Source organism: Flavobacterium sp. 1355, from assembly GCF_017833415.1.
Classification (GTDB): Bacteria; Bacteroidota; Bacteroidia; order Flavobacteriales; family Flavobacteriaceae; genus Flavobacterium.
In genome coordinates, this window is the sequence record NZ_JAFICC010000003.1 from 1 (window position 1) to 15,683 (window position 15,683).

Below are 15,683 nucleotides of genomic sequence, written 5' to 3' on the forward strand. Positions count from 1 at the left end.
CTTACGATTCCATTACTCTTATTCTTTTGTCTCGTTGTAAAACGAGACGGCTGTCAATTCAATATGTCTACGAACGTGTATTTCTTTTTTGTTTCACTTGTGTTTCAAAGCGGGTGCAAAACTACAATTTCTTTTTTAACCTGCAAGAAAAATTTAAAGTTTTTTTTGAAACTTTTTTTCGTCTCATCTCTTTGTTTTTCTTACCAGTCTATCAAGGAACTTTCCGTGTTTTGCGGGGTGCAAATGTAACATCCGTTTTCTAATCTCACAAGCTTTTTTGAATCTTTTTTGAAAAAATTTTTCAGTCTCAATTCGTATCGCTTGTCAGTAAATCAGGGAACGTGTGTCATTGTTGCGGGTGCAAAAGTAGCACCATTATTTACATTTGCAAGGGTTTTTATTATATTTTTTCCATGTTTTTCCACGCTTTTTCTTAACTCGCTGATAACAGATTCTTTACAATTATTATTTTTTGAATCGTTGTCAGTTTTTTCTTCATCCGGCTGATATTTCTGTATTTTAAGTCTTTTTCGAAACGACGTTTTTGCGGAATTTATAGATTTTTGCAGGAATTTGATTCATTCTGCCCATCAAGGTGCAAGGTTTGCTTCTACTTTTCATTATGAATTTTGAAAGTTCTTTTGAAAACAAGTGCCCTAGCCCCGATAGAAGTGAAAATCCTTTTGTGTCTCGTTGCTTTAACGAGACACAAAAGATTGTAGCGGATAGCGGGATTAGCTCCTTATTAAATTAAACTCCCTTTTTTAAAATTCAAATTCTAAACCAGAAGGGGCTTCGACTTCGCTCAGCCTGACAATGGGTATTTAAATCTGAAATAGGATTCGTCAACCTATTTTACTCTTATATATTGTAGTAAAGTTTTCTACTTATATATAGGTATAAAAAAAACAAACCCGACAGGTTTGAAAACTTATCGGGTTCTGCGAGATTGTACCTTATATAATAGTGGGAGATTTTACGCTATATAATAGAACATCTTATTTGTTTTGTGATTGTTCTTTTGCTTTTTGCTGCCATTTTTCTGCAAGATCATTGTAATTTATTGGATTTGCAGGCTTTTGGTTTATCAATCTTCCAGATTCAAAAGCTCTGATGAGTATTGTTTCTATCAAATAGTCTTCATTGACTTCGTAGGGTTTGTATTCGGTTTTTAAACTTATATCGAATAAATTGGCTGTAGTGTTGGACACAAATGCTTTAAAACCACTTTTTAATGTTCTGATTAATTCATAAGTAGTGACTCCGGTTTGCCTATGAACAAGCTTTACAAGAATCTGTCCCTGTTTTCGCGAAAGCTTTTTTAATCTTGCTTCAAATTCGTTATTTAGATAGTCTTCTACAATTTTAAAGTATTTTTTCTTTTCACGGTTAGTCTTTAAACGCGCCATTCCCTGATTTAAGGCTGTTAATCTATCTGCTGCCAACTTTGCATAGGGATACGTTTTATAGACTCTGTTCTGAAGAATGAGAAATTGCTTTTGAGCTTCGGGGTCCAGTTTTTCTTTAGAAATGATAATCTCTGGCAGTTCGATAGTATCATTTAAGATAGAATCGTGTTCTGTCAATATATAGCCCATTTCCTGATTTTCTTTAGGAGTAACCTGTGCTTGACTTTTAAAAGAAATCAATAATAAAACTAAAATACAGTAGGTAAATTTCATTGAGTCATAATTTAAATGTAAAATTATATATTTATATACAACTCTAATACCAAATTTATAAATTAGCGCAAAAATATTTTTATGAGCACGAATTTTATCTTAAAAGATACGTCTATAGCTTTTTTGGAAAGCTACCTTAATAACGCCTCTCCTACTGGTTACGAAAGTGAAGGCCAAAAACTTTGGATGGATTATTTAAAACCCTATGTTGATACTTTTATTACCGACACTTATGGCACTGCTGTAGGGATTATTAATCCGGAAGCGCCTTTTAAGGTTGTTATTGAAGGCCATGCTGATGAAATTTCGTGGTATGTAAACTATATTACTGAAGATGGATTATTATATGTAATTCGAAACGGTGGTTCTGATCATCAGATTGCTCCATCAAAAAGAGTTCATATTCATACCAAAAAAGGAATTGTAAATGGTGTTTTTGGATGGCCGGCAATTCATACGAGATTGCGTGATAAAGAGGAAATTCCGAAATTGAGTAATATCTTTATTGATTTAGGATGTGAAACTAAGGAACAGGTTGAAGCTCTGGGTGTGCATGTGGGATGCGTGATTACATATCCGGATGAATTTATGATTTTGAACGAAAACAAATTTGTTTGCCGCGCTATTGATAATCGTATGGGCGGTTTTATGATTGCTGAAGTAGCTCGTTTATTGCACGAGAATAAAAAGAAATTACCTTTTGGTTTGTATATCGTGAATTCTGTACAGGAAGAAATCGGTCTTCGTGGTGCGGAAATGATTGCACAAACAATTAAGCCGAATGTTGCAATTGTTACAGATGTTTGTCATGATACAACAACTCCTATGATTGACAAAAAGGTAGAAGGTGATCTTAAAATGGGTCGTGGCCCTGTTATTGCTTATGCTCCGGCAGTACAAAACAAACTACGTGATTTAATTGTTGATACAGCAATTGAGAATAAAATTCCGTTTCAGCGTCATGCAAGTTCACGCGCTACCGGTACAGATACTGATGCTTTTGCTTACAGTAATGGAGGTGTTGCATCGGCTTTGATTTCGCTGCCTTTGCGCTATATGCATACTACTGTGGAAATGGTTCAGAGGGAAGATGTTGAAAATGTGATTCAGTTAATTTATGAATCATTATTGAAAATTGAAAATAATGAGACTTTTTCTTATTTCAAATAATATTAAAAGTCAGTTCGGAGATTGAATAATATGTCTGAACTGATAAATATAACAAGCATGAAAATTCTAATTGAAAAAAGTATCATTTATTAAAATGGTGCTTTTTTTGTTTTTGATTGTATAAATAAAAAACGACCTTCTGCTCAGGAAGGTCGCTTTGTATACTAACTCGAACTTATTTAAATCTTATTTTAAATCTTTCAAAAGGGCAATAGCTTCTGTAGCATTTGATAATTGTGCATATTTTAAGGCTGTATATCCTTTTTCATTTTTATCATTTGGACGGGCTCCGCTAGCTATTAAAACTTTCATAATTTCAACTTTATTATAACGTGCAGCAGTCATTAAAGGAGACATATCGTCTGACTTTTCATTTACATTAGCTCCATATTCAATAAATTTTTTCACTACTTCAATATCTCCTTTACTAACTGCAACGTTTAGTGGAGTCGCGTCGTATGCTGCTGATACAACTTGTTCGTTTACAACTGCTGTTTTGTGAGTTGAAGCCATTGAAACATTTGCAAATGTTACTAATGCTAATCCTAAATAAATAACTGAATTTTTCATAATGGGTTTGTTTGTTAAATTGATTGATAAATATTTGATTGATGATTTTTAATTCTCTACAAATGTAAAATAAATTTTGGTATAATGTATTACAAGGTACTATGTTTTAACCAACTCTTAACATTTAATTAATAATTCCTGATTAATGTATTACAATTTTTAAATTAAACACATATAAAAGACGCTGCAAAGGTAAAAATGTTACACTAATACGAATATTTTTAAAAAATAAAACGAAAATTTTTACAAAATTAAAGCAGTAAAATTTTAGTTTTTTAACTTTACTTTAAAATTATAGGTAAAAAAGGATGCTTTTTTTAATTAATGCATAATTTTTTAATACGAAAATGTGCATTAATCATCTTAATGAAATATTTTTCAAAAAAACAATAAAGTAGGAAAATACAAATAAATAATTGGAATCAATACAAATTAGATAATTTGGAATGACTGTACAATAGCTTAAAATAAAAAAGCGCAATTCATTATGAATTGCGCTTTTTGAATAAATAAATGATTTTTTATTTCATAGATTTCAGAACAGTAATCGCATCTTTCGCATTTGAAAATTCTGCGTAATTGAGCGCTTTATACCCTTTTTCATTTTTATCAGAAACTTTGGCCCCATTTGCCAGTAATATTTTAATAATTTCGACTTCATTATGAAGTGCTGCAACCATTAATGGTGTCATGTCTTTTGCCATTTTATTGACATCAGCGCCATATTTAATAAATTTTCTGACACTGTCAATATCACCTCTGCTTATTGCCAGATGAAATGGTGATTCCGAAAAAGCTAAAAATTGAGTCTGAATATTTTTTAATGATGTGTTATTTGAAGCCATTGATAAATTTGTAAATGCCAGTACAAGGGCTACTCCCGTAATTAACGATTTTTTCATGATGATTGTTTGTTAAATGATTGATGATGATATTTGATATATAAGCTATAGACGACAAAAAAACTGATTAGGTTGCATTAAATTCAAAAAAAAGCAACCCACTTTGATGGATTGCGCTTTTGGTATTTATAATAGTTTAGAGCTTAATCTTTTTGTTATAAATATTTTTCAAATCATTTTCGAAGAATGAATAAGGGTCATCGTAGAATTTGACAAAATCAGGAGCACTAATTTGTTCAGGAAATGGAGCATAAAAATGTGTGGGGCTTTTTACATCATTTCTCCAAACTAAAACATAAGCCAGTTGAAGATTTTCTGATTTTAATGATTTTAATAAAATTTCTGTCCACCAGTTTGGATTTGGAATCGATTCTAGACCTGTTTCTGTAAAAGCTGCCAGCTTATTTTTGCTTATCGCGAGATCCGATATTATTTTGAGTTTCTTAACTCCTGCTTTCAAATCATATTTTCCGTCTCTGCCAAAATCAGCATAGTCATCCATACCCAGCATGTCTACATAATCATCACCGGGATAACGCTCTAAATACTCAGATTCAGAATTAAATTTATTGTCTGGAGAAAAAGCATATATAAAATTATGTACACCCAAAGTATCTCTCAAATAAGAAACCGTAAATTGCCAGACGGCTATAAAATCTTCTCGTGAAGTATATTTTTTTCCCCACCAAAACCAATCTCCGTCAAACTCATGATAGGGTCTGAAAATCATTGGTGCCAATGTTCCGTTTTTTCCCTTTACAGAATTTGCAAAATCAGCAATTGTTTTTAAAATTTCTTTATACCGTTCATGATGAGATCCGCCAGGTTTAATCAATTCCATGGCTGCAACAGAGACTGAATCTTTCCAATAAAAACTTTCTTCTGAAACCGGGTTCAAAAAATGCCATGAAACGGTTGTGATCCCTCCTCGTTCATAAGTATTAATTACATTTTTTCTTAGAATTGCTTTTGCATTTTCAATTTCTTCTTTGGAATGCCTGGAAAAATCACTAAAATCAATTCCCACAACAGCAGGATGAGAACCCGTTACTGATTTTACATCAGACCTATTTGTTTCATTTGACCAGCCATGGCCATATTCCAATGCATGTTGATGGCCAAACAGGATATGTTTTTTAGCTATTGTTTTTAGATTGCGGTACAAATGCCTGGTTTCTTTTGTCGCATTTTTATCAATTTGAGCAAAAAGAAAATGTCCTGTTATTATAAAAATAAATAACAGGACATTTTTTTTCTTGGGTATAAATTTCATGGTTTAAATAATTAGTTTAAACCTGAAAATTACTATTTTGAAGAAAGATAATCTAATACGTTTTTATCAATACGTTGATCGATATTGGCAATATCAGCCTTTACAAATTTTTCTCCTAAAATATTCTCATACAATTCGATATATCTTTCAGAAACAGATTCGATATAAGCGTCTGTCATTTCCGGAATTTGTTGTCCTTCCTGACCCTGAAAACCATTTTCGATCAGCCAGCGACGCACAAATTCTTTAGATAACTGTTTTTGCTCCTCTCCTTTTTCCTGTCTTTCTTTGTAACCGTCTGCATAAAAATAACGGGAAGAATCCGGAGTATGAATTTCATCAATTAAAACAATTACACCGTCTTTTGTTTTACCAAATTCATATTTTGTATCAACTAAAATTAATCCGCGGCTTGCAGCAATTTCGGTCCCTCTTTGAAATAATGCTCGGGTATATTTTTCTAAAACTAAATAATCTTCTTCTGAAACAATTCCTTTAGACAGAATATCTTCACGAGAAATATCTTCATCATGAGAGCCGTTATCTGCTTTTGTTGTTGGTGTAATAATTGGTTCCGGAAATTTATCATTTTCCTTTAAACCTTCTGCCATTGTTACTCCGCAGATCTGTCTTCTTCCTGCTGCATATTCACGGGCTGCATGACCCGAAACATATCCGCGAATAACCATTTCAACTTTAAAAGGCTCGCACAAATGACCAACAGCAACATTTGGGTCGGGAGTTGCAATTAACCAGTTTGGTACAATATCTTCAGTCAATTCCATAAATCTTGTTGCGATTTGATTTAAAATCTGCCCTTTATACGGAATTCCTTTTGGTAAAACTACATCAAAAGCCGAAAGTCTGTCGGTTGCTACCATTACCAAAAGTTCGTCGTTTATGTTGTAAACTTCTCTAACTTTTCCACGGTAAACTGATTTCTGATTCGGAAAATTAAAATTTGTAGTTGTAATTGTATTGCTCATCTGATTCGTTGTGTTGTTTTTTTATGAATGCAAATTTAAAATTATTTCAGAGAGTTACACTACTAAAATAAAGAGATAAATTACAAATGCGATAAAATTTTGTTATTAGAAGAGACTAACTAAATAATCAAAAAGATTTTTTTTAAAGTTTGTCACGAATTACACCAATTTGCACGAATTATTTTTATTCAAAAAGAACATGTTTTTTTGCAATAAACAGCTAATTATCCTGCTGCAAATTCTTTGTTCAAAATTCTTGAAGCTATAAATCTTGCAACACCATCTTCAGCATTGGTTTTGATAACTTCTAAATCGGGTAAAGTCTCTTTTAGTAACGCAGGTGCATTTCCCATAATCAGACCTTTTCCAGATACAGACAGCATTTGCACATCATTAAAACCATCTCCAAAAGATACGGCTTCTGCTAATGTAAAACCTTCTTTCTCGAGTACTTGTTCTATCGCAACAGCTTTATCTATTGATTTATCCATAAACTCCAGGCAAGTTGGCAAACTGAAAGCATGATGCAGATGTTCTGAGGAATTGGCCAGAATATCATCTTTTAATTTTACTAATTTTTCATGGTTATCACATGAAAAGAAAATTTTAATTGCTCCGAAATCCTGCAATGCTTTATAGTCTACCAATTCAGGACGATATTTCAATTCTTCCTGAAAAGCATTAAGTTTATCGCTTATTCTATTGGTCTGCCATACATTTTCTTTAAATAAGACTACGGTAATTTCAGGGTCAATTTCAACATTCAAAGCTGCTTTTACTACGTCACTATCTAAGTTAAAAGCAAAAAGTTCTTCTTTTTCTGGCGAGTGTATCCTGGCTCCATTTGAACTTACTAAATAAACCGGTACTTCAAGTTTTTCTATAATTGCCATGGCATCCAGATGATGGCGCCCTGTAGCTACAACTATAAGATAATTTTGATTGTGAAGTTCCTGAAAAATTGATTTTGTATAATCTGAAATCCGGTGATTGGTGTTGAGTAAAGTTCCATCTAGGTCACTCACTACAACTTTTATATTTTTAAGCTTAGTCATATTAAAGATCAAGTATTTAATGAGGTGCAAATTTACAGGTTTAGGCTCAGAAGAGCAAAGGAATTGAGCTTTAAAGCCCCGAATTGAGGTAAGTTTATTATTTATTTAACTATTTAGTTAAATATTGAATTATAAATAATTTAAACTTTTATAATTCCTGATTTGTATAAATTTAACGCTTTTTGAACAACCATTTTAATTTGTTCCAAAGGCAAATCATCGTAAACATCAAAGAGCATAATTTTCATTCTTGAACGTGCTTCCTGAAGCAAAAATGATTCATCAAAATGTTTTCCTTCAACAATTCCGATATATGGCTTTTTGTATTTTTTATGAGTCCATAAATAACAGAAAATCTTTCCTTTATAACAAAAAAAAGGCATTCCGTATTTCATGACATTTGTAATGTCTTTGTCCTGATGCAAAATAATTTCTTTTAATGAAAGAAATATTCCTTTTACAGGCTCTTCTTGTTTCAGGTAGAAATCGTCTAATTGTTTCATAATATCTCTTCAAAAAAAATATTCGTTTTCTACATAATCTTGATAAGAATGTAGAAAACGAATATTAATAAATGTTAAAACACAATCCACGATTTACATTTAACATTTCACTATAATTAATTAATCGTGATTCTCAATTTGTTTATAAGCGTCAATTACCTTTTTCACTAATCTGTGACGAACGATATCTTTATCATCCAGATAAATAATTCCGATTCCGTCAACGTCTTTTAGAACCAAAAGTGCTTCTTTAAGACCAGAAATTGTTCTGCGTGGTAAATCTACTTGTCCCGGGTCACCCGTAATCATAAATTTGGCATTTTTTCCCATACGGGTCAAAAACATCTTCATTTGCGAGTGGGTTGTATTTTGCGCTTCATCCAGAATTACAAAGGCATTATCAAGCGTTCGCCCGCGCATAAATGCCAATGGCGCAATCTGAATAATTCCTTTTAGAATGTAATCTTCGAGTTTTTCGTTGGGCAGCATATCGCGCAAGGCATCATAAAGCGGCTGCATATAAGGATCCAGTTTTTCTTTCATATCACCAGGCAAAAACCCAAGGTTCTCCCCTGCTTCTACCGCCGGACGTGTCAATATGATTCTTTTTACTTCCTTATCCTTTAGCATTTTTACCGCCATTGCCACACCCGTATAGGTTTTTCCGGTTCCGGCAGGACCAACTGCAAATACCATATCATTTTTTTTGATGGTATCTACCAACAGCTGCTGATTCGGTGTCATGGCCTTGATTATTTTGCCGCCAACACCATGAACTAATATTTTGTCATGATCATATGCTCTTTTTTCGTCCTGACCATCACTCATAATAACGCGTTCAATTACATTATCATCAATGTTGTTGTATCTGGTAAAGTGGAGCATTAATCTCTGAAATCTTTTTTCGAATTCATCTAAGACTTCTTTTTCGCCAAATGCTTTCAAGGTTGTCCCTCGCGCTACTATTTTAAGCTTCGGGTAATACTTTTTGATTATTTCAAGATGGCTGTCGTGAGCGCCCCAAAACTCTTTGGGTGCGATGTCAATTAGCTCAATTATTCTTTCGTTCAAATGAAGTAGTTTTAAATTAATTTTACTCAGGTTTATTATATATTAACTGTCGGGTCATTTTTCAGGTACAGTTTTTCAGCAGTGGTTATAGTTTTTTTTAAATACAATATAAACAACAACTGAGATAACTGTAACGGTTGATTCCTTTAAAAAACACAAATTGTCTTTTCTTTCTTTCAATTTGTATTTACTATTACTAGCTTTGCATTTCTCAAATTTAATGAAAATTAGATTTAAATACTATCAATAGTTATAAACAAAATGATGTCAATAATTACCCTTACTACAGACTACGGCTTAAAGGACCACTTTGTTGGTTCGCTGAAGGGTAAAATCTTATCAGAACTCCCAGAAGTTCAAATAATTGACATTTCTCACGACATTGATCCTTTTAATACTGCCGAAGCAAGTTATATTATTGGTGCATCTTATTTGAGTTTTCCAAAAGGAACTGTGCATCTGATCGGTGTAGATATAGAGCGCAATAAAGAAAACCAGCACATTGCCATGCAATGGAATGACCATTATTTTATTTGTGCAGACAACGGAATTCTGAGTATGCTTACGCAGAAAATAGTACCGCAAAAAATTGTGGCTATTAATATTCATGATCGTTTTCCGCCAGAATCAACTGATATGGATATATTTATTCAGGTTGCTTGTCATATTGCCAAAGGCGGTTTATTGAATGTTATTGGAAAAGAAATACCTTCAGTCAAAGAAGCAACAGAATTACAACCGGTAGTTTCTGCAGAAGGAAATTCTATAAAAGGTTACGTGATTTATATTGATCACTTCGGAAACATTGTAACAAATATCTCCAAACAACAATTTATGGAAGTTGCAAAAGGCCGTCCGTATGAGATTGTGATGCAGACAAAAAACATCAAAACCATTTTGCCCAATTATTCGGCTATTGCCACATCAGACAAATATCCTATAAAGACTTATGAAGGAGAAAAACTCGCGATTTTTAATGAAGCGGGCTTTTTGGAAATAGCAATTTTCAGAAGTAATCCGACTAAAGTAGGTTCTGCCAATAGTTTACTGGGGCTGAATTATCGTGATGTAATTACGATTCAGTTTTCATAATTGTAGGTTTCAGAGTTTAGATTTTAGATTAACTGGCACGCAGATTTTGTTGATTGACCAGATTTACATTATTCCCTCTTTTTTAATTATGGAGAATTATATCATAACTACCAACAAAGGTTTCAAACACACAATGATCACGATACATTCCACGCTGAAACAGCGGCCTGTATTTGAAATATTTTAGGTTTTCTAAATTCAAAAAACTAACATTTATAATATTTTATTTTTTCATAAAAAAAACAATCAATTTTGGTATTTTTGCGCACCTGTAAACGATTTTCAATCTAAAATCAGAAATCTAAAATAATATTTATGTTTGTCAGAATTGTAAAAATGAGTTTTCATGAAGAAAAAATTCCTGATTTCCTTGAGAATTTTGAAACCATAAAACATAAAATAAGAAATGCTGAAGGAAATCGTTTTTTAGAATTATATCAGGATAAAAACGACAAATGTATTTTCTTTACTTACAGTTATTGGGAAACCGAAACCGATTTGGAAAATTACAGAAATTCAGAATTATTTGATTCAGTCTGGACTTTTACAAAAAAACTATTCAACGCAAAACCAGAAGCATGGAGTGTAGAAAAGTTAGTTTCTTTGACTTAATTTTGTTTCAGGTTTCAAGTTTTATGCTGGATCTGAAAATTGAAACAATTAACCGCAAAGGGCGCAAAGATTATATTTAAAGGTTTTAATAAAACACAAAGTTCGCAAAAGTATAGCAACCTGAAACATGAAACCTGAAACTTGGACGAGGCTTTAGCCGAATTGGCGAAGCAAACAATAAAAAAACAAAAACACAAATGAAATCGATCATTTTACGAGAAATAAAATCCTTTTTTGGCTCTCCTATTGGCTATTTGGTCATTGCAATTTTCTTAATCAGCAACGGGCTATTTTTATGGGTTTTTAAAGGAGATTACAACATCTTAGATTCAGGATATGCCGATTTAACTCCGTTTTTTACATTGGCGCCATGGATCTTAATTTTCCTTATTCCGGCTGTAACAATGAGAAGTTTCTCTGACGAAAAAAAACAAGGAACTCTTGAATTACTTTTAACCAAACCGTTATCTATCTGGGAAATTGTAAACGGTAAGTTTTTAGGTTCCTTATTATTGATTGTTTTGGCAATTGTACCCACTTTTATTTATATAAAAGTAATTTCTAATTTAGGGCTACCGGAAGGAAATATTGATATGGGAAGTACAATTGGTTCTTATTTCGGATTGTTGTTTTTAATAGCTTCTTATTCTGCAATCGGAATTTTTACTTCGACATTGTCAGAAAATCAAATTGTTGCTTTTATCATTGCTGTTTTTTTATGTTTCATATTTTATTTTGGTTTTGAAGGTTTAGCTTCCTTAATTCCCGGTTTTTCAGGTATCATTTCAGTATTTGGAATGCAGGATCATTTTAAGAGTATGAGCCGTGGCGTAATCGATACACGCGATGTTATTTATTTCCTGAGTATTACCGTTTTATTTCTGTCTTTTACTGTTTATAAATTAAAATCTTTTAAAGCCTAATGAAAGCAACTACTCAGAAAAATATCAAAACATTAGGTATTACCGTTTTCGTTTTAATAGTTTTAAATATACTCGGAAGTCTTTATTTTCACCGATTTGACTTAACAAAAGACAAACGATATACTTTATCTGAAACTTCCTTAAATATTGTCAAGCAAGTTCGCAATCCGTTATCTGTCAAGATTTACATGGATGGAGATCTTCCTGCAGATTTTAGACGTTTGCAACAGGAAACCAGACAATTACTCGAAGAATTTCAGGCCTATAACAGCAATATTGTTTTTGAATTTGTTAATCCTCTTGAGAATCAGGAAGAAAGCATGGATTTAACAAAATCTCTTTTTCAAAAAGGGCTTTCGCCGATAAATATTACAGTTGACGATAAAGGAAAACAATCTCAGGCAATGGTTTTTCCGTGGGCAATTGCGGTTTATAACAATAAGGAAGTAAATATTCCTTTGCTAAAAAACAGAATGGGAGCTTCGACTACACAAAAAGTAATTGGCTCTATTCAGCATTTGGAATATTCTATTGCCGATGCAATTAATAAAATCACTAAAGACAAACAGAAGAAAGTTGCGATAATAAAAGGAAATGGTGAAATGAATGAAATTCATATTGCCAAAATGCTGATACAAATTCGCGAAAGCTATTACATAGGACCTTTTACACTAGATTCTGTTGCTAAAAATCCAACGGGAAGTTTAGAGGCCCTTAAAAAATATGATCTGGCGATTATTTCAAAACCAACTGAAACTTTTTCTGATGAAGAAAAACAGGTTTTAGACCAATTTATTATGAATGGCGGAAAAACGCTTTGGCTTGTAGATCAGGTTGCTGCAGACATGGACAGTTTGTATAATCAGTCTGGAGCGACTTTGGCATATCCAAGAGATTTAAACCTCAATGATATGTTTTTTAAATACGGATTCAGAATTAATCCTGATTTAGTAAAAGATGAGCAAGGAAGTCCTATAAAACTAGCCACGGGCGAACAGGGAAGTGCCACACAATACCAGGATTTTGTCTGGAAATATGCTCCTCAGGTTTATCCTGACAGCCAGCATCCTATCGTTAAAAATTTAGGAGGAATTAAATTCGATTTTGCAAGTCCGATTGACACTTTAAAAAACGGAATCAAAAAAACTGTTTTATTGCATTCTTCACAATATTCAAAAACCATCGGAACTCCGTCTGAAATTAATCTGAATATTGTAACAGAAAAAACTTCTCCACAAGATTATATTAACAAAGGGAACTTGCCGCTTTCGGTTTTATTGGAAGGTTCCTTTCATTCTGCTTTTGAAAACCGTGTTTTACCTTTCAGGGAAAATTCATTTCTGGCAAAAGGAAAACCAACAAAAATGATTGTTATTTCTGACGGGGATTTAGCCAGAAACCAGTTAGATAAAAACATGATGCCGGTAGAATTAGGCTATGATCAACGTACTGGTAATCTTTATGATAACAAGGATTTCATGATGAATTGCATCAATTATTTACTAGATGATACGGGACTTATTAACATAAGAAGTAAAGATCTTGATCTGCCGCTACTTGATAAAGAGAAAGTATATGAAAATTACAGTACGACCCAATTCATAACTATCGGGCTTCCAATTCTTATATTATTGGTTTTTGGACTTGCATTTACTTTTATCAGAAAAAGAAAATACAGCAGATAGATGTTAATAAAAAAATGTAATACTTTAGATAGTTTACGATATATTTGTAATCCGTATATTTAGCCTATAATTTGCTGAAGAAACATCAAAAAATAAAACAAAACAGATGAAATTTATAGTATCGAGTTCGTACTTATTAAAACAATTACAAGTTTTAGGTAGTGTCATTAACAGTAACAATACATTGCCTATTTTAGACAACTTTTTATTTGAACTAGATAACAATGAGTTGACAGTTTCTGCATCAGATCTTGAAACAACAATGTCAGCTACCTTATCTATCGATTCTAAAAGTAAAGGAAGTGTAGCTGTGCCTGCAAAACTTTTACTTGAAATTTTAAAAACGTTTCCTGAACAACCCCTGACTTTTACAGTTGAAGAAAACAATACGGTTGAAATAAGTTCTAATTCAGGAAAATATGCATTGGCATATGCAGCCGGAGAAGAATTTCCTAAAGCTGTTCATCTTGAGGATCCGTCTGTAACTTTGGTTCCTGCAGAAGTTTTGGCAACTGCCGTAAGTAAAACAATTTTTGCTGCCGGAAATGATGATTTACGTCCGGTAATGTCGGGAGTATTTTTTCAATTTTCACCAGAAGGATTAATTTTCGTAGCTACAGATGCACACAAACTAGTAAAATATGCGCGTACAGATGTAAAAGCATCTCAGGTTGCTGATTTTATCATGCCAAAGAAACCTTTGAATATCTTAAAAAGTATTTTAGGAAGTTCTGATGCTGAAGTTAAAATTGAATACAACGATTCGAATGCGACCTTCTCATTTGACAATTATATTTTAATGTGCCGTTTAATTGATGGAAAATATCCAAATTACGAAGCGGTAATTCCAAAAGAAAATCCAAATAAATTAATGATCGATCGCTCTTTATTTTTAAGCTCTGTTCGTCGTGTTGCGATTTTCTCAAATAAAACCACACATCAAATTCGTCTAAAAATTGCAGGTGCAGAGTTAAATGTTTCTGCAGAAGATATTGATTACTCTAATAAAGCCGAAGAAAGATTAACTTGTGATTATCAAGGTGATGATTTGCAAATTGGTTTCAACTCACGTTTCCTTACAGAAATGCTTACTAACTTACAATCGGATATGATTATGTTAGAAATGTCATTACCAAACAGAGCAGGAATCCTTACTCCTGTTGATGGTTTAGAAGAAGGAGAAAGTGTTACCATGCTGGTAATGCCTGTAATGTTAAATAGTTAACATCAAATCTTCTTTTTGTTACAGGGATATTTTTTAGTTCAAAATTAAAGATATATCATTGTAAAAAAAAATATCGCTATTAACCAACCATTTTTTATACCTAGAAACCGCAATTCCTAATAAGAGTTGCGGTTTTTTATTTTGGGTGAATTTGAATAAGTAAAACCTGTTAGGTTTGATCCCAACAAACCTGCAACATGAAACTTGGAAAAAAGAAAACCTGAAACAAATTTTCTTTAACTTTGTAATATGAAAATAGAAATTTGGTCGGACATCATGTGTCCGTTTTGTTATATCGGTAAAAGACAACTGGAATCGGCTTTGACTGAATTCCCGAATGATGAATTTGAAATTGAGTGGAAAAGTTTTCAACTGGATCCAACGATTACGCCTCAGTCCGGCAAAGACGTTTTTACGTTCCTGGCTGAAAGAAAAGGTATTTCAGTTGAAGAATCTAAAGAAATGCACAAAGGTGTCACAGAACGCGCAAAAAGCGTTGGGCTGGATTATAATTTCGATAAGGCTATTATTTCAAACTCTCTGGAAGCGCACAGAATTATTCAATTCGCTAAAACTAAAAATTTAGGCGATGAAATGGAAGAAATTTTCTTTAAAGCTTATTTCACAGAAGGCAGGGATCTAAACGATGGTCCTACATTGATAGAATTGGCCGTGAAATCAGGATTAGACCAGATTCAGGTTTTAGAAGTTCTTAAAGACCAAAACTTATTTCTGGACAACGTTAAAAACGATATTTCTGAAGCGCAGCAAATTGGTGTACAAGGAGTTCCATTCTTTGTTTTTGACAGGAAATATGCAGTTTCCGGAGCTCAGCCTGTTGAAGCTTTCGTTAATACTATTAAAGAAGTGCTTAAGTAAAAAATTTAGATTTTAGAATATAGATTTTAGATTTTAGATCATTTATGGGGCATGA

At 32.8% G+C, this 15,683-nt stretch carries 15 protein-coding genes; 7 read left to right on the plus strand and 8 right to left on the minus strand.

The annotated features are described in order from the left end of the window. Positions 1-998 precede the first annotated feature (998 nt). Entirely contained in the window at positions 999-1,682 is a 684-nt protein-coding gene (locus JOD96_RS04220; RefSeq protein ID WP_209563025.1) for a DUF4294 domain-containing protein, read from the minus strand. An 81-nt stretch (positions 1,683-1,763) separates the two neighbouring features. On the opposite strand from JOD96_RS04220, the gene JOD96_RS04225 reads away from it, so the two are divergent. Next, positions 1,764-2,852 (plus strand): M42 family metallopeptidase, encoded by a 1,089-nt coding sequence (locus JOD96_RS04225; protein ID WP_209563026.1) that lies wholly within the window; start codon positions 1,764-1,766, stop codon positions 2,850-2,852. A gap of 186 nt (positions 2,853-3,038) precedes the next feature. Here JOD96_RS04225 and JOD96_RS04230 read toward each other — a convergent pair whose 3' ends face one another. The 7 genes from JOD96_RS04230 to JOD96_RS04260 form a co-directional block, all read right to left on the minus strand. Next, positions 3,039-3,422 carry an ankyrin repeat domain-containing protein gene (locus JOD96_RS04230; RefSeq protein ID WP_209563027.1) on the minus strand — a complete coding sequence of 128 codons (384 nt, stop codon included), beginning with the start codon at positions 3,420-3,422 and terminating at the stop codon, positions 3,039-3,041. 521 nt (positions 3,423-3,943) lie between these two features. Then, positions 3,944-4,324 (minus strand): ankyrin repeat domain-containing protein, encoded by a 381-nt coding sequence (locus tag JOD96_RS04235; protein ID WP_209563028.1) that lies wholly within the window; start codon positions 4,322-4,324, stop codon positions 3,944-3,946. A 136-nt stretch (positions 4,325-4,460) separates the two neighbouring features. Continuing rightward, positions 4,461-5,597, minus strand: coding sequence for a glycoside hydrolase family 26 protein (locus JOD96_RS04240; protein ID WP_209563029.1), 1,137 nt, complete (start codon positions 5,595-5,597; stop codon positions 4,461-4,463). Between the two features lie 32 nt (positions 5,598-5,629). After that, on the minus strand, positions 5,630-6,583 hold the full coding sequence (locus tag JOD96_RS04245; protein WP_209563030.1) for a phosphoribosylaminoimidazolesuccinocarboxamide synthase: 954 nt from the start codon (positions 6,581-6,583) through the stop codon (positions 5,630-5,632). 224 nt (positions 6,584-6,807) lie between these two features. Next, on the minus strand, positions 6,808-7,638 hold the full coding sequence (locus JOD96_RS04250; RefSeq protein WP_209563031.1) for a Cof-type HAD-IIB family hydrolase: 831 nt from the start codon (positions 7,636-7,638) through the stop codon (positions 6,808-6,810). A gap of 140 nt (positions 7,639-7,778) precedes the next feature. Beyond that, positions 7,779-8,141: a DUF1801 domain-containing protein gene (locus JOD96_RS04255; RefSeq protein ID WP_209563032.1), complete on the minus strand. Its 363-nt coding sequence runs from the start codon at positions 8,139-8,141 to the stop codon at positions 7,779-7,781. Between the two features lie 120 nt (positions 8,142-8,261). Continuing rightward, entirely contained in the window at positions 8,262-9,212 is a 951-nt protein-coding gene (locus JOD96_RS04260) for a PhoH family protein (RefSeq protein WP_209563033.1), read from the minus strand. 264 nt (positions 9,213-9,476) lie between these two features. Here JOD96_RS04260 and JOD96_RS04265 point away from each other — a divergent pair, with 264 nt between their 5' ends. The 6 genes from JOD96_RS04265 to JOD96_RS04290 all read left to right on the plus strand — a co-directional run bounded on the left by JOD96_RS04265 (position 9,477) and on the right by JOD96_RS04290 (position 15,628). Further along, positions 9,477-10,304: an S-adenosyl-l-methionine hydroxide adenosyltransferase family protein gene (locus JOD96_RS04265; protein ID WP_209563308.1), complete on the plus strand. Its 828-nt coding sequence runs from the start codon at positions 9,477-9,479 to the stop codon at positions 10,302-10,304. A 315-nt stretch (positions 10,305-10,619) separates the two neighbouring features. Beyond that, entirely contained in the window at positions 10,620-10,916 is a 297-nt protein-coding gene (locus tag JOD96_RS04270; protein ID WP_209563034.1) for a putative quinol monooxygenase, read from the plus strand. A 197-nt stretch (positions 10,917-11,113) separates the two neighbouring features. Next, positions 11,114-11,839, plus strand: a complete 726-nt coding sequence (gldF, locus tag JOD96_RS04275; RefSeq protein WP_209563035.1) for a gliding motility-associated ABC transporter permease subunit GldF — start codon at positions 11,114-11,116, stop codon at positions 11,837-11,839. Next, entirely contained in the window at positions 11,839-13,524 is a 1,686-nt protein-coding gene (gldG, locus tag JOD96_RS04280) for a gliding motility-associated ABC transporter substrate-binding protein GldG (protein WP_209563036.1), read from the plus strand. Before gldF ends, gldG begins: the two co-directional genes overlap by 1 nt. A gap of 106 nt (positions 13,525-13,630) precedes the next feature. Beyond that, a complete protein-coding gene (dnaN, locus tag JOD96_RS04285) occupies positions 13,631-14,749 on the plus strand; it encodes a DNA polymerase III subunit beta (RefSeq protein WP_209563037.1) in 1,119 nt (372 codons plus the stop codon). Positions 14,750-14,998: 249 nt separating this feature from the next. Beyond that, positions 14,999-15,628, plus strand: coding sequence for a DsbA family oxidoreductase (locus JOD96_RS04290; RefSeq protein WP_209563038.1), 630 nt, complete (start codon positions 14,999-15,001; stop codon positions 15,626-15,628). Positions 15,629-15,683: the final 55 nt, after the last annotated feature.